Here is a 17,523-nt window from a genome sequence, read left to right on the forward strand (position 1 = left end):
CTCTGCGCTAAAATTTCTTTTTTTCATTGGAGCACCTGTGTTGTTCTGAGGTGAGCATATCACCTCTGTTCAGGTGGCCAAATTCAGTGTGCCACTTCATGCGTAACCACTATGAGTATGAAGTGGGGCACTTTGAAAACGCGCTCGAAATTCCGGCAGATACCTTCCGTGAGCAGCTGCCAAAAGCAGTCGAGATGATGCAGGCACATAAAGATAAAAAAATCGTCATGTACTGCACCGGCGGCATTCGTTGTGAAAAGGCCAGTGCTTGGATGAAACATAACGGATTCAACAAAGTCTGGCATATCGAGGGCGGAATTATTGAATACGCCCGTAAGGCGCGCGAGCAGGGCTTGCCGGTGCGTTTTATTGGCAAAAATTTTGTTTTTGACGAGCGGATGGGCGAACGTATATCGGATGAGATTATCGCGCATTGCCACCAGTGCGGCGCGCCGTGCGACAGCCATACCAACTGTAAAAATGATGGCTGCCACCTGCTGTTTATTCAGTGTCCAGTATGCGCGGAAAAATACAAAGGTTGTTGTAGTGAGATTTGCTGCGAAGAAAGCGCGTTACCGCCAGAAGAACAGCGACGCCGTCGGGCAGGACGTGAAAATGGCAATAAGATCTTTAATAAGTCTCGTGGACGTCTGAATACAACACTGGGCATTCCTGATCCAACAGAATAAATATCATTGCCGGATGCGTGCCATCCGGCAACATTTCACGCTTACTTCTGCTGTACGCCTTCCACTGAAATAATCAGATCCACTTCCTGAGAAGCTGGACCTAAATCTGTCTTGATATTGAAGTCCTTGAGCTTAATTTTGCCTTCGGCCTCGAAGCCTGCACGTTTACCACCCCATGGGTCGTCGCCCTGACCAATTAATTTCGCTTCCAGCGTGACGGGTTTGGTTACGCCATTCAGCGTCAGATCGCCGGTAATATCCAGTTCGTCACCGTCTTTCTTCACGCTGGTGGAGGTGAATGTTGCCTGTGGATATTTTGCGGTATTGAGGAAATCTGCACTGCGAAGATGTTTATCGCGTTCGGCGTGATTAGTATCGACGCTGGTGGTGTTAATTGTCACATTCACTTTATCGGCAGCCGGATTTTTTTCGTCAAAGGTAAAAGTACCGTCGAAATCTTTAAAGGTGCCGTATAACCAGCTATAGCCAAGGTGCTGGATGCGGAAATTAACAAAGGCGTGCTGACCTTCTTTGTCAATTTTGTAATCGGCGGCAACCGCTGAACCGGCAGAGAACATCAGGGACGCGAAGGTTAAACCAAGCAGGCTTTTTTTCATTTTTTATACTCCATAGTCAGATGACGACTTTCCCAGCATGCGCTTCAGAGTGTCGTCTTTATCGATGAAATGATGCTTCAGGGCCATAAATCCGTGCATAACGGACAGTACTACGACGCTCCACGCGAGCCAAAAATGCAGGGCACCGGCAAAGTCTGCCTGTGCGCCAGCGTCGGCAAGGGTCGCGGGGACGTCAAACCAGCCAAAAACGCTGATCGGTTTACCATCGGCAGTTGAGATCAGATAGCCGCTGATGCCGATGGCGAACAGCAATAGGTACAATGCGAGATGTCCAGCCTTTGCGGCAAGACGAGTCATGGGCGAATAACTCGGCAGCGGACCCGGCGGTGGAGATATGACACGCCACAGAACACGAATAACCAGCCCCATCATTAACAAAATACCGATGCTTTTATGCAGTTCGGGTGCTTTGTGATACCAGCCATCGTAATAACTGAGCGTGACCATCCACAGACCTAAAGCAAACATGCCGTAGACAATAATTGCGCTTAGCCAATGGAAGGCCGCAGATATAACACCATAGCGTTCAGGGGTATTTGTGAATGACATAAGTGCATCCAATACGAATTTGCGAGAGAAAGAAAATGGCGTGTCGGAGAATGAATTGCAACACAAAAATAACAAATTGAATGATATTTATTTTTATTTCAATAATTTTGAATTAATAATGAAAGAATCTTCATAAGTTTAGTGGGTTCAGCATCAGAGATGTCTGGTGAGTGCTGTAGAAGCAGGAATAATCTCATTCAATTTTTCACGCTAAATGAAAGGGAGATTAAATATTTGTCAGTTTATGTCAGTGCGGAAAACTAAAAATAAAACACATAGATCAGATCCATAATTGCCAACAATCCCCAGAGAAAAAGATAAAGCATCAGATGCTCGCGAATATTATTGATGAGATAGTGCAACAGCCGACGCATTAAATACTCCTGTAAAAACGGCCTCATTCTGGAGGCCGTAATGATGATTATTGGAAGCGGGAAAGCCTGAATGGCGTCAAATCAAAATCGCTTTTTTTGTCTTGCGCAAAATCGGCAGCTATTTCCCCTAAAACTGACGCAAATTTAAAACCGTGCCCACTCAGGCCGGTAATGAGCAGTGTATTATCGTGGCCGGGTAGGGTATCGATAATAAAATCTTCGTCAGGCGAATTATCATAGGTGCAGGCAGCGCCGTACAGGCAGCAACCGATACCCGGCAATACATTGCGCAAGAACGGGAAGGCTTCCGAACCATCGCTGACCACTTCCGCAAACGGAACACGTTCATCCGCTGAATGGATAACCTGGCCTCCGTTATGTTTGCCAATCTTCAACGCGTCGTTTTCTGCCGGAAAACCATAATATTGATCGCCATTGGGCAGTTCACCGGTAAACGCCGGGAATTTATTCTTCACGCTATAGCGGCCATCGGCCTGATACCAGGCAAATACTTTACGTACAGGCTGGACAGGCAGCTCCGGGAGCAGGTCTTTTACCCATGTTCCCGCGCAGACAATCGCTTTTTTCGCCTGATACTCACCGTCAACGGTTTCAATAGTTACGCCATCATCGTCATGACGAATTGCGGTGACCGGGCAGTTGAACAGTTGCGCACAGCCCGCTTCCTTCGCCAGTTGGATCCAGGTTTTAATCGCCAGTTCGCTGCGCAAAAAACCGGAATCAGTCTCAAATAAGCCGATGTAGTTGTCCGGGACGCGTATTTCTGGCCAGCGGGCCATAATCCCTTGCGCATCGAGCTTTTCAACGTTGAGTTGCCACTGTTCGGCGCTGTGGGCGACGTTGGCGAGAAATGCGGAGTCAGCCGGGCCGAGGTTAATGACACCAGAGCGTACAAAAATGGGATCATCTTCGTTGTGGCGGGAAAGTTCATCCCACAGCGTTTGCGCGCGGAGGACCAACGGGACATACTTTTCGCCTTCACCATAAGCATGGCGAATTAATCGCGTATCGCCGTGGTGGCTGCCGTGTTGATGCGGTGGCATATGGGCGTCGGTCATTAGCACGTTTAAACCGGAGCGGGTTGCATAATACCCGGCGGCAGCGCCTACGGAACCGCTGCCAATAATGATGAGATCGTATTTCATTTTTTTCTCTCTGCTCTCATGGTTTAAGCAGAGTAATTAACTGAATGCAGATATACAACCCAGAAATGGTAAAGGCACCGGTGAGGTGCCTTTTGGGTGGATGGTCATGTCATGTTAATGACGCCGATACTCGTTTACCGGGAAATCACCGGATTCAATTTTGGCGATTCCTGCTTCTAATATCGAAATAAATTGTCTGGCAACATCAGTGGTTAACCAGAGCGTCTGACCAACTTCAGTCCCTTCCTGCTCGGACTTATTTGGGGTCTGGTAGTGCAAACGCAACATCAGCGCATCATAGCTATCAACGGTGCTGATGTCCCACCCTACGAGCGGATGAGTCTGAATGACTTCATTATTTTTTTCCATCATGGCCCCCTAATTCGTGTTACTAGACAACGTTATTCGAGGTTCAATGCGTTTTTATCTGAAGCAACTTCAGTATACCAATAAGTAAGGGTATTCACCGAATTTTTAAAGGGGGGAACAGATAAATTTCTGCTTTTAAGATTTATATGAACAATAAAACAGCATGTCATTCATATTTTTTAGCATATTGTGCAATTATTTTGAGGAAGTGTAGAAATTTTGTACTCAAAATTTGTAAGTAAAATAAAAAAGCCGGGGCGACCCGGCAAAAACAAAAATCACTGCATATTATTCGCTGACAAACCAGTCATCGGCGCTTTCCCACGTTTCCTGGAGAATTTCGCTAATGCGCTGTTTATCTTCTTTTGTTACGCCAATAACCGATAAATTATTCGCTGCGGCATAACGTACCGATACGTGGCCTTCATTATCAGGAAACGCATACTGAATACGGCGGGAAAGTTCGCCAGCCAGGGCGTCAATAGCCCCAGCTGGCAATGGAGAAGTTTTCGCTATGGTGACTTCAATTCGCATAATAGCCCCCTGTTGAATATACTGGTTATTTATACAGGCAAAATAACCTAATGACAACAGGAAGCTACGATTTTTATTGTTTAACGGACCAGCGTACCGTTTCCCCGGCGAGGAATGGCACCAGGGTGTCATCAGTCAGTGCGATGCTTTCAGCAACCTGTTGCTCTTCACGTACCAGTTCGATGAATGTGTCGTTGACCGGCAAGCCATAGAACTGCGGGCCGTTTACAGAACAGAATGCTTCAAAGTGCTGCAGAGCATTCATCTCTTCAAAGACGGTAGCGTAACTGCCCAGCGCGGTTGGGGCGTTGAAGCAGCCCGCGCAGCCGCAACTGCTCTCTTTGCGATGACGTGCATGTGGCGCAGAATCCGTACCGAGGAATACTCGATTAAAACCGCTGGCGACCAGTTCACGCAATGCCTGTTGGTGAATATTGCGTTTGAGGATGGGTAAACAATACAGGTGCGGACGCACGCCACCAACCAGCATATGGTTGCGGTTAAACATCAGATGCTGCGGAGTGATGGTGGCAGCCAGCCGTTCATTTCCGTCACGGACATAGTCGGCAGCATCTTTGGTGGTGATGTGCTCAAAAACGACTTTCAGCGCAGTCAGGCGCTGGCGCAGAGGTTCCATCACGCTTTCTATAAAGTGCGCTTCACGATCAAAAATGTCGATATCTGCATGTGTCACTTCACCATGCACCAGTAGCGGCATACCGATTTTTTCCATGCGCTCAAGTACCGGCATGATTGCGTCAATTGACGTCACGCCGTGGCTGGAGTTAGTGGTTGCGTTTGCCGGATAAAGTTTTGCAGCGGTGAACACGCCTTCGTTAAATCCGCGCTCCAGCTCATTAGGATCCAGCGAATCTGTTAAATAACAGGTCATCAATGGGGTGAAATTGTGCCCGGCAGGTACGGCATCAAGAATACGCTGGCGATACGCCACGGCAGCCTCAACAGTGGTCACGGGCGGAGCCAGATTGGGCATTACAATAGCCCGTCCATAAATTTCGCTGGTATACGGCACGACAGTTTTTAACATGTCGCCATCGCGGAGGTGAAGGTGCCAGTCGTCTGGGCGGCGGATCTTTAATACCTGGGATGGTGCAGTCATTAATCTCTATGCTCCGGCTGAAGGGATGTTTTTGCCGGACACAAAGGATAAGCGGAAACGTTTTCCTTTGCACGAAAAATAAAGGGCGCGAATGCGCCCTAGTCATTAATCCGTAAACGGAATGACAATTTCGCCTGGCTTCACTTCAATGCCTTTCGCCAGTTTTTTCGCCATTGCTTCGCCCTGACTGCCATCTTCGCGCAGGACGTAAGCAGGTTGCTGGTTAAAGTAATTGCGTAATGCCTGGTTCAAATAGGGAAGCAACGTTTGCATCACCGTTTGCATTTTTTCCGGTTGTACCGTCGCATCGACCACTTCCATCTCTTTCAGGAAGATCGCACCTTTTTCTTTATCAAACACGGGCAGCGCTTTCAGCTTCAGTTTCATGGTCGCTTTCTGACTACCGAACAGGGAGTTCATGTCCAGATTGGCGTCTCCGGTTAGGGTAACCTTATTCGGCTCTTCGCGACCAATTTGGCTGGTCAAGTTTGTCAGAACAATATGGGCGTCAGCCACGCCGGGTAAACCGATATCTTTTGAGAAATTATTATGTTTCGCAAGCGACTGGTTAATTTCTTGTTCGGTGATGGTGTATTGGGTGAGTTGATTACAGCCAACGAGCAGGCCACTGACGATCAATGCAGCGGCAAATAAAAACTTGTTCATGGTAGTCCTCGACATGAAATCTGCGTCAATATCCTGACACAACGCAGCATGTGTCACCAGCGATAAACTCGCCAGCAGAAAAAACTGAAAACGGCGGCAACCCGCGAATACAGGCTGCCGCGGCGGGTCAGGATTAAATCGCCATTGATGATAACAAATTGATTTGTGTCTGTTTCGCCATATTATCGCGGTAATCAGCAACGCGGCTTGGCCAGTTGATTCCGGCTACCAGCGTCAGATTACGCAGTAGCGGAAATAGCTGAATATCATCTTCCGAAAGTTCGCCATTCACGGCGTTCGGTTTGACGATCAGTTTGTCCAGCGCACGCAAATCATCGCTGATATTCTTAATCAGACCGTCAGAGTGGGCCAGCAGGTCGGCAAAATTACCCGCGCTGGCCTCTTTCTTGTCGACGAAATATTTGCGCGCGGCGGGAGTAGAAAACTCATCAAATGCCGATTTGGCAAAACGCGGCAACAGCAGTTTGTTGGCGTAGCCATTGACCTTGCGCAGCCACTCTTCAATGGCAGGGGAACGTTTGCCGGTCAGTAACGGTTTGCCGTCGAGTTTATCGACATAGTGAACGATATCCATGCTTTCTGGCATATAGCGGCTGTCATCTTTTTGCAGAATGGGAACCTGTTTTTGACCGACCATCCGGGTGGGTGTTTCTGCGTCGTCGTTGAGCAGAACATGTAATTCGACGGGGATATTTTTCAGGCCGAAAATCATGCGGGCTTTGAGGCAGTAAGGGCAGTGATCGTAAATGTATAGCTTCACGTGACTCCTCCATTTGGCTGTCAGTTCACTTTCAGTATGGAGGAGTCAGGGGGGAGTATCAAATCAGGCGTCGCGTTCCAGCAAACGACGCGCGGCGCGTTTCTGACTAAACTGCCAACCCAGCGCAAGGAAAGTGAAGATGCCAATAATTCCCAGCATCATCCACGGAAGCTCTGGCTGGTGCGCCGATTTGCCCAGGTCAAACAGCCAGCCACCACCGATATAACCAATAGCGCCGCCAATCGCCAGACCCAGACGGCTAAACCCCATATAGCTGCCGCGAGCTCTTGCGTCCGCCAGCGAAGCACTTAAGGTTTCACGCGCAGGCTCGGCAATGATCGACTCGATATAAAACAGACAAATCAGGGTGAAAAGTTGTTGCAGGCCGCTGACCATGCCCACCGGCATCATGCTTAATGACATTATCAACAGCCCAGCCATCAACCGGTGTTCCAGACGAAAATGCTTTTCACTCCAGCGGGCGATAGGGTAGAGCAACGTTAACGACAGACACGCTTCAATGGCATACATCCATTTAACGGCAGAGGGCGCGCCAGCCACGTCGTTGACCATAATTGGCAGCATCAGCATCACTTGTACAGCCAGCATGTAGTAACCCGCCAGCGTCAGGACATAGGTGACAAAACGCTTGTCACGCATCACGCGGGTCATGCCTTCGCGAACGGGCGTGCGTACGGTGGAGAGTTTCCATGCCGGTAACAACCACGCATTGAACGCCGCACACAGCACAAACAAAACGGCCCCTGTGGCGCAGACCAGGCGAAAGTCGTATTGCAACAGCCAGCTCCCCAACAATGCGCCAATGACCGCACCGGCACTGTCCTGCATCATCAACAGCGAGAAAAAACGACCACGTTGTTGTGGACGGATTAGTTTCACCACCAGCGCCGAACGCGGCGGATCAAACAACGTGCCGCCGAGTCCCGAGAGCAGGCATGAAAACCACAATAGCCACGGTTCGTGGGCGATACCCATTGTGGCGAATCCGGCGGCGCGCATCAGCATACCGGTAACAATCATCGGTTTGGCACCAAAGCGGTCGGCAATTGCGCCGCCGAAAATACCCAGACCTTGCTGAATAAACTGGCGTAGACCGAGAGCAATACCGACCATGACGGCGGCCCAGCCCATTTGATCAACGAAGCGGATAGAGATCAGCGGGAAGACAACAAAGAACCCCAGCACGACCAGCATATTATCGATGAGCAGGAAATATTTACCCAGGTTCCTCGCCTGCGATACGCGGGACATTTCCCCTCCCGGGAAATAAAAGATGAGCACTTTCTATTCTGCATTGCCGCTAAGACTTTTCCCATCACTTCGGGGACAATATTTTTTATCAAAACGTCGCTTTGATAGAGAGTTTTTATCAAATATGTGAATAATGCAGAAAATGGCATTTTGGACTTTTCACAGGGTCTGGTTGCGCAGGTATAGTAATACTTACAGCGTATTAAAGACGTTACGGGAAGGAGTAGGTATAGAATGTTTGGCTATCGCAGTAACGTGCCAAAAGTGCGCTTAACCACAGACCGACTGGTCGTGCGTCTGGTGCATGATCGTGATGCCTGGCGTCTTGCGGATTATTACGCAGAGAATCGCCATTTCCTCAAGCCCTGGGAGCCAGTGCGCGACGAAAGCCACTGTTATTCATCAGGCTGGCAGGCCAGGCTGGGGATGATTAACGAATTTCATAAACAAGGTTCAGCTTTCTACTTTGGCTTATTCGACCCGGACGAAAAAGAGATTATTGGCGTTGCCAATTTTACCAATGTTGTTCGTGGCTCTTTTCATGCCTGCTATCTCGGTTATTCGATTGGGCAAAAATGGCAGGGCAAAGGGCTCATGTTTGAAGCCCTGGCCGCAGCCATTCGTTATATGCAGCGCACCCAACATATTCATCGCATTATGGCTAATTATATGCCGCACAATAAACGCAGCGGTGATTTACTGGCGCGACTGGGTTTTGAAAAAGAAGGCTATGCGAAAGACTATCTGTTGATTGATGGACAATGGCGCGATCACGTACTGACGGCATTAACTACCCTAGACTGGACGCCCGGCCGCTAAGGAGAATCTCATGAAATATCAACTTACAGCCCTTGAAGCTCGCGTGATTGGTTGCTTGCTGGAAAAGCAGGTGACCACGCAGGAGCAATACCCGCTCTCAGTCAATGGTGTAGTCACGGCCTGTAATCAGAAAACGAACCGTGAACCGGTCATGAATCTGAGTGAATCTGAAGTGCAGGAGCAACTGGATAATCTGGTCAAACGCCATTATCTGCGCACGGTGAGTGGCTTTGGTAATCGGGTCACCAAATATGAACAACGTTTTTGTAATTCAGAATTTGGCGATCTGAAACTGAGCGCAGCGGAAGTGGCGTTAATCACCACGTTGTTATTGCGTGGTGCCCAGACGCCGGGTGAACTGCGCAGCCGCGCCGCGCGAATGTATGAATTCAGCGATATGGCGGAAGTGGAGTCGACGCTGGAACAACTGGCAAATCGCGAAGATGGTCCTTTTGTGGTGCGTCTGGCCCGCGAACCGGGTAAACGCGAAAGCCGCTACATGCATCTTTTCAGTGGTGAGGTAGAGGATCAGCCGGCGGTAACGGATATGTCGAACGCGGTTGATGGTGATTTACAGGCCCGCGTCGAAGCCCTGGAAATCGAAGTGGCAGAACTGAAACAGCGTCTTGATTCGTTGCTGGCCCATCTGGGAGATTAAAGTGAAAAAATTACGTATCGGCGTTGTGGGATTAGGCGGCATTGCGCAAAAAGCGTGGTTACCGGTGCTGGCGGCAGCGTCTGACTGGATGTTACAAGGAGCCTGGTCGCCTACGCGCGCGAAAGCCCTGCCAATTTGTGAAAGCTGGCGCATTCCTTATGCCGATTCGTTATCCAGCCTTGCCGCCAGTTGCGATGCGGTTTTTGTGCATTCCAGCACCGCCAGCCACTTTGACGTGGTCAGTACGTTACTCAATGCGGGTGTACATGTCTGTGTCGATAAACCGCTGGCAGAAAATCTGCGCGATGCTGAACGGCTGGTGGAACTGGCGGCGCGGAAAAAACTGACGTTGATGGTCGGTTTTAACCGTCGTTTCGCACCACTCTACGGTGAGTTAAAAACGCAACTCGCTACCGCAGCTTCGCTAAGAATGGATAAACATCGTAGCAATAGTGTCGGGCCACACGATCTTTATTTCACGTTGCTGGATGATTATCTGCATGTGGTGGATACCGCGCTGTGGTTGTCGGGCGGCAAAGCCTCTCTGGATGGCGGTACGCTACTGACTAACGACGCTGGCGAAATGCTGTTTGCCGAGCACCATTTTTCGGCCGGTCCTTTGCAGATCACCACCTGTATGCATCGCCGTGCCGGAAGTCAGCGTGAAACCGTGCAGGCCGTGACTGACGGTGCGCTCATCGACATTACGGATATGCGCGAATGGCGTGAGGAGCGCGGGCAGGGCGTAGTGCATAAACCGATTCCTGGTTGGCAGAGCACTCTTGAACAACGTGGATTTGTCGGCTGTGCGCGGCACTTCATTGAATGTGTGCAAAATCAGACAGTTCCGCAAACCGCCGGCGAATAGGCCGTGCTGGCGCAACGTATCGTTGACAAGATCTGGCGCGATGCGATGAGTGAATAAACCCTGTAACATCTGGCGGTAGCAATTCACCATAATCCAGGTAGACTATTCGCCTCTTTCAGCGCCTGTCTTGCAGGCGTTTTGCCCGTTGGTCTGGATTAGAACACCGATGAATTTATTAAAATCGCTGGCCGCCGTCAGCTCGATGACCATGTTTTCGCGTGTGCTTGGCTTCGCACGAGACGCAATTGTCGCCAGAATCTTTGGCGCAGGGATGGCAACCGACGCCTTTTTCGTCGCTTTTAAACTTCCTAACTTGTTACGCCGTATCTTTGCCGAAGGGGCATTTTCCCAGGCATTTGTACCGATTCTGGCGGAATATAAAAGTAAGCAGGGTGAAGACGCCACGCGGGTCTTTGTCTCTTATGTTTCTGGCCTGCTGACACTTGCGCTGGCGGTTGTGACGGTCGCTGGCATGCTCGCCGCACCGTGGGTGATCATGGTGACCGCGCCAGGCTTCGCTGACACAGCTGACAAATTTGCCCTGACCAGCCAGCTACTAAAGATTACCTTTCCCTATATCTTGCTGATCTCCCTGGCGTCGCTGGTGGGAGCGATTCTGAATACGTGGAACCGCTTCTCGATTCCGGCGTTTGCGCCAACACTGCTTAACATCAGCATGATTGGTTTCGCGCTGTTTGCCGCACCGTACTTTAACCCACCGGTGCTGGCGCTGGCGTGGGCTGTTACGGTCGGCGGCATCCTGCAGCTGGTGTATCAGCTACCGCACCTGAAGAAGATCGGCATGCTGGTCCTGCCGCGCATTAACTTCCACGATGCCGGAGCAATGCGCGTGGTGAAACAGATGGGACCGGCGATCCTTGGCGTCTCTGTGAGCCAGATCTCCTTAATCATCAACACCATTTTTGCCTCGTTTCTTGCTTCCGGTTCGGTGTCTTGGATGTATTACGCCGACCGCTTAATGGAGTTTCCGTCCGGTGTGCTGGGCGTGGCGCTTGGCACCATTTTGCTGCCGTCGCTGTCGAAAAGTTTTGCCAGTGGCAATCATGATGAATACAACCGTTTGATGGACTGGGGGTTGCGTCTTTGTTTCCTGTTGGCGCTGCCGAGTGCGGTTGCGTTGGGCATTCTTTCAGGTCCGTTAACCGTTTCGCTGTTCCAGTACGGTAAATTTACCGCGTTTGATGCGCTGATGACCCAGCGGGCGTTAATTGCCTACTCGGTGGGTTTGATTGGCCTGATTGTAGTGAAAGTGTTGGCTCCTGGCTTTTATTCCCGCCAGGACATTAAAACGCCAGTGAAAATTGCCATCGTTACGCTGATGTTAACGCAATTGATGAACCTGGCGTTTATTGGTCCGTTGAAACATGCCGGGCTGTCACTTTCTATTGGTCTGGCGGCGTGTCTGAATGCTTCGCTGCTTTACTGGCAGTTGCGTAAGCAGAAAATCTTTACTCCGCAACCCGGCTGGATGGCGTTTCTGTTGCGTCTGGTGGTGGCGGTACTGGTGATGTCTTGCGTGCTTTTAGGTATGTTACATATCATGCCGGAGTGGTCATTGGGTACCATGCCCTGGCGCTTACTGCGTTTAATGGCGGTCGTGCTGGCGGGGATTGCCGCGTACTTCGCTGCACTGGCGGTACTGGGCTTCAAAGTTAAAGAATTTGCCCGCCGGACGGTGTAACAATGCATTCCGGCCTGCAGTGCAGGCCGAGATAATCTTCAGATCGAAATCTTTTTACCGCCGCGATGGGTTGTTGAGGTTTGACCGTTCGCCCCATATAGCGTCGGTTCCTGATGCGGTTTCAACATTTCCAGCGCCTGTTGATTGCGCTCAATCTGTCCTTCCAGTAACCAACCGTTATGTTGATTCATTTGGCGTAGTTGCTGCGTTTTCACAGTAATTTCCTGCCAGCGTTGACTAATATCAACGCTATTTGCTGTATTGGGTTCTTTCTTGCGTAACTGTTCGAGGTAATCCAGCGTCGCCAGCAGTGAGCTTTTTTGTTCTGTAATCCATTGCAACTGGCTGCCGTTGATCTGCCCCATAGAGAGATGTTGCTGCTCTTGATCCATTACCGTTTTGAGATCGTTAAGCACAGCGGACATCTGGTCAAGGATCTCTGCAAGACGTGTCATACGATCAGTTACTCTGCAAGTCTTGCTGAGCTTCGTTGATCAGCGCATCGGCAATTTTGCCGATGTCCATTTTTAGTTCACCGTTACGAATCGCCAGTTTTAACGCTTCGACACGTTCAAGATTGATATCACTGCTGCCGGGTTGCATCAGTTTTGCTTGCGCGTCGCTTAACGTCACACTGGTGCTGGTGCTGGTGCTGGTGCTGGTGCTGGTGGAGTCGGTTGTTTTTGCCGCCCGGGTGTTCGTTACCGGCGCGTCAGTGGTTTCGCGCGGTTGAACGGTGCTTACGGGATTCAGAGGCGAAGTGCGATCAATACTCATGGTTTATTCCTCATTGAGGGCGCTTTTATCATGTGTTGCTTATTTATCGGCAAGGGACGGGTAATCTTTAACAGCTTACAGGTTTATAAGAATATTCCCATCTGCATCAACAACGCCGCTGACCACCAGTCCCGATACCATGCGCACCCGCGCATTCTGTGCGACGGCTGCATTGTTCAGCGCCTGACCTTCTGCGTTGGCGCTAAACCCGTCACCGCTGGCGATCACGTTGACGCGTTGTCCCGCTTTTACCCGCCATGCCTGGCGAAAATGGGTTAATTGGATTGGTTGATCGGGTGATAGATCGCGTAGGCTAATGGCATCAACAAGTTGATTGATATCCAGCACCGTACGCGGTGGCAGGGTATCCAGTCGTCCGCGTTTTAGTTTGACATTGCCAGCTTCCAGCTTTCCTCCCCGCACAATGGGCATCGCGGCAACCACATAATTTCCTGTGGCCTGCACATTAACCTGTAAATATCGTTTGTCGTTACCGCAGCGTGCCAACACATTCACATTGCCCCACAGGCGGGAATTATTGCTCATCGAAAGCAATGGCTGCTCGCACGGCGGTAGTAGATTGGGTGCTGTACGAATAGAAACACGAACCTCATCACTTACCCCCACGAGCTGGGCGCTAAAAAAGGTGTGCAATTGCGATGTGAGATTGCTCGCCGCACTTAACGGACTGAACAGTATCGCGATGATCGCCACGCTACGTTTTATTGCCAGCATTTTCGCCCCCCAGCTATTTCTACAACGTGAATTGTACCCGTCCCCAATGGTCATCAACGGCATAAATAGCGACCCATTTTGCGTTTATTCCGCCGATAACGCGCGCGTAAAGGCATTTAAGCTGATGGCAGAATTTTGATACCTGCGGAGGAGATATGCTCGATAAGCTCGACGCCGCCTTACGTTTTCAACAAGAGGCGCTCAATCTGCGCGCCCAGCGTCAGGAAGTGCTGGCAGCAAACATCGCCAATGCCGATACCCCTGGTTATCAGGCGCGCGATATCGATTTTGCCAGTGAACTTAAAAAAGTCATGCAACGTGGACGGGATGCAACCAGTGTGGTTGCTCTGACGATGACCTCAACGCAACACATTCCGGCGCAGGCGCTGACGCCTCCTACCGCAGAACTGCAATACCGCATTCCGGACCAGCCTTCGCTTGACGGTAATACCGTCGATATGGATCGCGAACGCACCCAGTTTGCCGATAACAGCCTGCAATACCAGATGAGCCTTAGTGCGTTGAGCGGGCAAATCAAAGGCATGATGAACGTTTTACAGAGCGGAAATTAACGGATGGCACTGCTGAATATTTTTGATATCGCCGGGTCGGCGTTAACTGCCCAGTTCCAGCGCCTGAACGTGGCGGCCAGTAATCTGGCGAATGCTGATAGCGTGACCGGTCCCGATGGACAGCCATATCGGGCAAAACAGGTGGTATTCCAGGTTAACGCTGCACCAGGTGCTGCGACAGGCGGCGTAAAGGTTGCCGATGTTATAGAAAGTCAGGCCCCGGACAAACTGGTTTATGAACCGGGTAATCCGCTGGCGGATGCAAAGGGCTACGTAAAAATGCCGAACGTTGATGTTGTCGGAGAGATGGTTAACACCATGTCGGCGTCACGCAGCTATCAGGCCAATGTTGAAGTGCTCAACACGGTGAAAAGCATGATGCTGAAAACCCTTACGCTCGGTCAATAAAGGAGAAAGCTATGTCCATTGCGGTAACCACCACCGATCCGACAAATACCGGCGTCAGTACCACCAGCAGTAGTTCGCTCACGGGCAGCAACGCCGCAGATTTACAAAGCAGTTTTCTGACTTTGCTGGTGGCGCAGCTGAAAAACTAGGACCCGACCAATCCAATGGAAAACAACGAGCTGACGTCGCAATTGGCACAAATCAGCACGGTCAGCGGGATTGAAAAACTCAATACCACGCTCGGATCTATTTCCGGACAGATTGATAACAGCCAGTCGTTACAGGCCAGTAACCTGATCGGTCACGGCGTGATGATCCCCGGCACAATTGTTCTTGCGGGAACCGGCAGTGAAGAAGGGGCTGTGACCACGACCACGCCGTTTGGTGTTGAGCTGCAACAGGCGGCAGACAAAGTTACGGCCACCATCACCGATAAAAATGGCGCGGTTGTGCGCACCATTGATATTGGTGAACTGACCGCCGGAGTTCACAGTTTCACCTGGGACGGTACGTTGACTGATGGCAGCACTGCGCCGAACGGTTCTTACAATGTAGCGATTACCGCCAGTAACGGTGGTACACAACTGGTTGCCCAGCCGCTGCAGTTTGCTCTGGTGCAGGGTGTGATCCGCGGCAACAGCGGTAATACGCTGGATCTCGGCACTTACGGCACCACCACCCTCGACGAAGTACGGCAGATAATTTAAGCCTTCACATTTCAGGAGTCAGTCATGGCCTTTTCTCAAGCGGTTAGCGGATTAAACGCTGCCGCCACTAACCTCGATGTTATTGGCAACAATATCGCCAACTCCGCCACCTACGGCTTTAAATCAGGCACGGCCTCTTTTGCCGATATGTTTGCCGGTTCGAAAGTGGGACTGGGGGTAAAAGTTGCCGGTATCACTCAGGACTTTACAGATGGCACGACCACCAACACCGGGCGAGGTCTGGACGTTGCTATCAGCCAGAACGGTTTTTTCCGTCTGGTAGACAGCAACGGTTCGGTGTTCTACAGCCGTAACGGACAATTTAAGCTGGATGAAAACCGTAACCTGGTGAATATGCAAGGTTTACAGCTGACGGGTTACCCGGCAACCGGTACGCCGCCGACTATTCAGCAAGGGGCGAATCCGACCAATATTTCGATCCCGAATACCCTGATGGCAGCGAAAACTACCACCACGGCGTCGATGCAGATCAACCTGAATTCCAGTGATCCGCTTCCTACTGTTACGCCATTCAGCGCCAGCAATGCGGATAGCTATAACAAAAAAGGTTCGGTGACTGTTTTCGACAGTCAGGGTAATGCTCATGACATGAGCGTCTACTTTGTGAAGACCGGGGATAATAACTGGCAGGTCTACACCCAGGATAGCAGTGATCCAAACAGCATTGCGAAGACAGCGACAACACTGGAATTTAATGCTAATGGCACATTAGTGAATGGTGCGATGGCGAATAATATCGCAACCGGCGCAATTAACGGTGCAGAACCCGCCACGTTTAGTCTGAGCTTCCTCAACTCCATGCAGCAAAATACCGGCGCTAACAATATTGTGGCAACCCCCCAGAACGGCTACAAACCGGGCGATCTGGTGAGTTATCAAATCAATGATGACGGTACGGTTGTCGGCAACTATTCCAACGAACAAACTCAACTGCTGGGGCAGATTGTACTGGCGAACTTTGCCAACAACGAAGGTCTGGCATCCGAAGGCGACAACGTCTGGTCTGCGACGCAATCTTCTGGCGTGGCGCTGTTGGGGACAGCCGGGACGGGAAACTTTGCCACCCTGACCAACGGTGCGCTGGAAGCGTCCAACGTCGATCTCAGTAAAGAACTGGTCAATATGATCGTTGCCCAGCGTAACTATCAGTCTAACGCCCAGACCATCAAAACCCAGGACCAGATCCTCAAAACGCTGGTTAACTTACGCTAATCGCTGACGGGATAGCTCAATGGATCACGCAATTTATACTGCGATGGGAGCAGCCAGCCAGACGCGGAATCAACAGGCGGTAACCGCCAGTAATCTGGCCAATGCCTCTACGCCCGGTTTTCGCGCGCAGTTAAACGCCTTGCGCGCAGTGCCGGTGGAAGGGCTTTCACTGCCCACGCGCACGCTGGTAACGGCGTCAACACCGGGTGCAGACATGACGCCCGGCAAGATAGATTACACCTCGCGCCCGCTGGACGTTGCGTTGCAGCAGGATGGCTGGCTGGCCGTGCAGACCGCTGACGGCAGCGAAGGGTATACGCGTAATGGCAGCATTCAGGTTGATCCCACCGGGCAACTGACAATTCAGGGGCATCAGGTGATAGGCGAGGCGGGGCCAATTGCTGTGCCGGAAGGAGCGGAAATCACTATTGCTGCCGATGGCACAATCTCGGCGCTCAATCCGGGCGATCCGGCAAATACAGTTGCGCCAGTAGGGTGTCTGAAACTGGTGAAAGCCACGGGCAGCGAAGTGCAGCGCGGTGACGACGGCATTTTTCGTTTAAGCGCAGAAACCCAGGCCACGCGAGGGCCGGTACTGCAGGCAGATCCAACCTTGCGTGTGATGTCGGGGGTTCTGGAAGGCAGTAACGTCAATGCCGTTGCGGCAATGAGCGACATGATTGCCAGCGCGCGGCGTTTTGAAATGCAGATGAAGGTGATCAGCAGCGTCGATGATAACGCAGGCCGTGCCAACCAACTGCTGTCGATGAGTTAATTGAACGATTGATGACATTGCAATAAAAGCGCGCGGACTATTCCCTCGCCCCTTTGGGGAGAGGGTGAGGGCGAGGGGAAATTCACACTGTCGCGTGCTTCTGCTCTGCTT

Annotated in this window: 21 protein-coding genes and 2 pseudogenes; 10 read left to right on the forward strand and 13 right to left on the reverse strand. The window is 51.0% G+C overall.

Going from position 1 to position 17,523, the window contains the following annotated elements; translation table 11 throughout:
* Positions 1 to 95: 95 nt before the first annotated feature.
* Positions 96 to 689, forward strand: a pseudogene (locus tag BGK49_RS15110) (rhodanese-like domain-containing protein); the annotation flags it as partial.
* 41 nt (positions 690 to 730) lie between these two features.
* On the opposite strand, the gene BGK49_RS15115 reads toward BGK49_RS15110, so the two are convergent.
* The 10 genes from BGK49_RS15115 to mdtH all read right to left on the reverse strand — a co-directional run bounded on the left by BGK49_RS15115 (position 731) and on the right by mdtH (position 8,158).
* Complete coding sequence (locus BGK49_RS15115) at positions 731 to 1,306, reverse strand: YceI family protein (protein WP_000749261.1); 576 nt, start codon at positions 1,304 to 1,306, stop codon at positions 731 to 733.
* A gap of 3 nt (positions 1,307 to 1,309) precedes the next feature.
* A complete protein-coding gene (locus BGK49_RS15120) occupies positions 1,310 to 1,876 on the reverse strand; it encodes a cytochrome b (protein WP_000011108.1) in 567 nt (188 codons plus the stop codon).
* Positions 1,877 to 2,136: 260 nt separating this feature from the next.
* Positions 2,137 to 2,250, reverse strand: a complete 114-nt coding sequence (locus BGK49_RS15125) for a YceO family protein (protein WP_001253418.1) — start codon at positions 2,248 to 2,250, stop codon at positions 2,137 to 2,139.
* 47 nt (positions 2,251 to 2,297) lie between these two features.
* Entirely contained in the window at positions 2,298 to 3,416 is a 1,119-nt protein-coding gene (gene solA, locus BGK49_RS15130) for an N-methyl-L-tryptophan oxidase (protein ID WP_000872840.1), read from the reverse strand.
* A 114-nt stretch (positions 3,417 to 3,530) separates the two neighbouring features.
* On the reverse strand, positions 3,531 to 3,785 hold the full coding sequence (gene bssS, locus BGK49_RS15135; RefSeq protein ID WP_000414437.1) for a biofilm formation regulator BssS: 255 nt from the start codon (positions 3,783 to 3,785) through the stop codon (positions 3,531 to 3,533).
* A gap of 288 nt (positions 3,786 to 4,073) precedes the next feature.
* The gene (gene dinI / locus BGK49_RS15140; protein WP_001217757.1) at positions 4,074 to 4,319 is read right to left on the reverse strand and encodes a DNA damage-inducible protein I; all 246 of its coding nucleotides are present in this window, start codon (positions 4,317 to 4,319) and stop codon (positions 4,074 to 4,076) included.
* Between the two features lie 73 nt (positions 4,320 to 4,392).
* The gene (gene pyrC / locus BGK49_RS15145; protein ID WP_000126553.1) at positions 4,393 to 5,439 is read right to left on the reverse strand and encodes a dihydroorotase; all 1,047 of its coding nucleotides are present in this window, start codon (positions 5,437 to 5,439) and stop codon (positions 4,393 to 4,395) included.
* 105 nt (positions 5,440 to 5,544) lie between these two features.
* Positions 5,545 to 6,105 carry a lipoprotein gene (locus tag BGK49_RS15150; protein ID WP_001295443.1) on the reverse strand — a complete coding sequence of 187 codons (561 nt, stop codon included), beginning with the start codon at positions 6,103 to 6,105 and terminating at the stop codon, positions 5,545 to 5,547.
* Positions 6,106 to 6,238: 133 nt separating this feature from the next.
* Positions 6,239 to 6,886 carry a glutaredoxin 2 gene (grxB, locus tag BGK49_RS15155; protein ID WP_000780912.1) on the reverse strand — a complete coding sequence of 216 codons (648 nt, stop codon included), beginning with the start codon at positions 6,884 to 6,886 and terminating at the stop codon, positions 6,239 to 6,241.
* Positions 6,887 to 6,949: 63 nt separating this feature from the next.
* Positions 6,950 to 8,158: a multidrug efflux MFS transporter MdtH gene (gene mdtH / locus BGK49_RS15160; protein ID WP_000092200.1), complete on the reverse strand. Its 1,209-nt coding sequence runs from the start codon at positions 8,156 to 8,158 to the stop codon at positions 6,950 to 6,952.
* A 234-nt stretch (positions 8,159 to 8,392) separates the two neighbouring features.
* Between mdtH and rimJ the strand changes: the two genes are divergently transcribed.
* The 4 genes from rimJ (at position 8,393) to murJ (ending at position 12,205) form a co-directional block, all read left to right on the forward strand.
* Positions 8,393 to 8,977, forward strand: coding sequence for a ribosomal protein S5-alanine N-acetyltransferase (gene rimJ, locus BGK49_RS15165; protein ID WP_069375769.1), 585 nt, complete (start codon positions 8,393 to 8,395; stop codon positions 8,975 to 8,977).
* A 10-nt stretch (positions 8,978 to 8,987) separates the two neighbouring features.
* Positions 8,988 to 9,635, forward strand: coding sequence for a YceH family protein (locus BGK49_RS15170; RefSeq protein ID WP_000877134.1), 648 nt, complete (start codon positions 8,988 to 8,990; stop codon positions 9,633 to 9,635).
* Position 9,636: 1 nt separating this feature from the next.
* Positions 9,637 to 10,503, forward strand: a complete 867-nt coding sequence (locus BGK49_RS15175; RefSeq protein WP_000736124.1) for a Gfo/Idh/MocA family protein — start codon at positions 9,637 to 9,639, stop codon at positions 10,501 to 10,503.
* A gap of 166 nt (positions 10,504 to 10,669) precedes the next feature.
* A complete protein-coding gene (murJ, locus tag BGK49_RS15180; protein WP_001050676.1) occupies positions 10,670 to 12,205 on the forward strand; it encodes a murein biosynthesis integral membrane protein MurJ in 1,536 nt (511 codons plus the stop codon).
* Positions 12,206 to 12,243: 38 nt separating this feature from the next.
* On the opposite strand, the gene flgN is transcribed toward murJ, so the two are convergent.
* The 3 genes from flgN to flgA form a co-directional block, all read right to left on the reverse strand.
* Positions 12,244 to 12,660 (reverse strand): flagella biosynthesis chaperone FlgN, encoded by a 417-nt coding sequence (gene flgN, locus BGK49_RS15185; RefSeq protein WP_000197340.1) that lies wholly within the window; start codon positions 12,658 to 12,660, stop codon positions 12,244 to 12,246.
* 4 nt (positions 12,661 to 12,664) lie between these two features.
* The gene (gene flgM / locus BGK49_RS15190) at positions 12,665 to 12,982 is read right to left on the reverse strand and encodes a flagellar biosynthesis anti-sigma factor FlgM (RefSeq protein WP_000020901.1); all 318 of its coding nucleotides are present in this window, start codon (positions 12,980 to 12,982) and stop codon (positions 12,665 to 12,667) included.
* 75 nt (positions 12,983 to 13,057) lie between these two features.
* Positions 13,058 to 13,717, reverse strand: a complete 660-nt coding sequence (flgA, locus tag BGK49_RS15195; RefSeq protein WP_000879692.1) for a flagellar basal body P-ring formation chaperone FlgA — start codon at positions 13,715 to 13,717, stop codon at positions 13,058 to 13,060.
* Positions 13,718 to 13,872: 155 nt separating this feature from the next.
* Here flgA and flgB point away from each other — a divergent pair, with 155 nt between their 5' ends.
* The 5 genes and pseudogenes from flgB to flgF all read left to right on the forward strand — a co-directional run bounded on the left by flgB (position 13,873) and on the right by flgF (position 17,412).
* The gene (gene flgB / locus BGK49_RS15200; RefSeq protein ID WP_000884702.1) at positions 13,873 to 14,289 is read left to right on the forward strand and encodes a flagellar basal body rod protein FlgB; all 417 of its coding nucleotides are present in this window, start codon (positions 13,873 to 13,875) and stop codon (positions 14,287 to 14,289) included.
* A 3-nt stretch (positions 14,290 to 14,292) separates the two neighbouring features.
* Positions 14,293 to 14,697, forward strand: coding sequence for a flagellar basal body rod protein FlgC (flgC, locus tag BGK49_RS15205; RefSeq protein ID WP_001196449.1), 405 nt, complete (start codon positions 14,293 to 14,295; stop codon positions 14,695 to 14,697).
* 11 nt (positions 14,698 to 14,708) lie between these two features.
* A pseudogene (gene flgD, locus BGK49_RS15210) lies at positions 14,709 to 15,404 on the forward strand (flagellar hook assembly protein FlgD).
* A 24-nt stretch (positions 15,405 to 15,428) separates the two neighbouring features.
* A complete protein-coding gene (gene flgE / locus BGK49_RS15215; protein WP_000885875.1) occupies positions 15,429 to 16,637 on the forward strand; it encodes a flagellar hook protein FlgE in 1,209 nt (402 codons plus the stop codon).
* 19 nt (positions 16,638 to 16,656) lie between these two features.
* Positions 16,657 to 17,412 carry a flagellar basal-body rod protein FlgF gene (gene flgF / locus BGK49_RS15220; protein ID WP_000349352.1) on the forward strand — a complete coding sequence of 252 codons (756 nt, stop codon included), beginning with the start codon at positions 16,657 to 16,659 and terminating at the stop codon, positions 17,410 to 17,412.
* Positions 17,413 to 17,523: the final 111 nt, after the last annotated feature.

This window comes from Shigella sp. FC1544 (genome assembly GCF_001722145.1).
GTDB lineage: Bacteria > Pseudomonadota > Gammaproteobacteria > Enterobacterales > Enterobacteriaceae > Escherichia > Escherichia coli.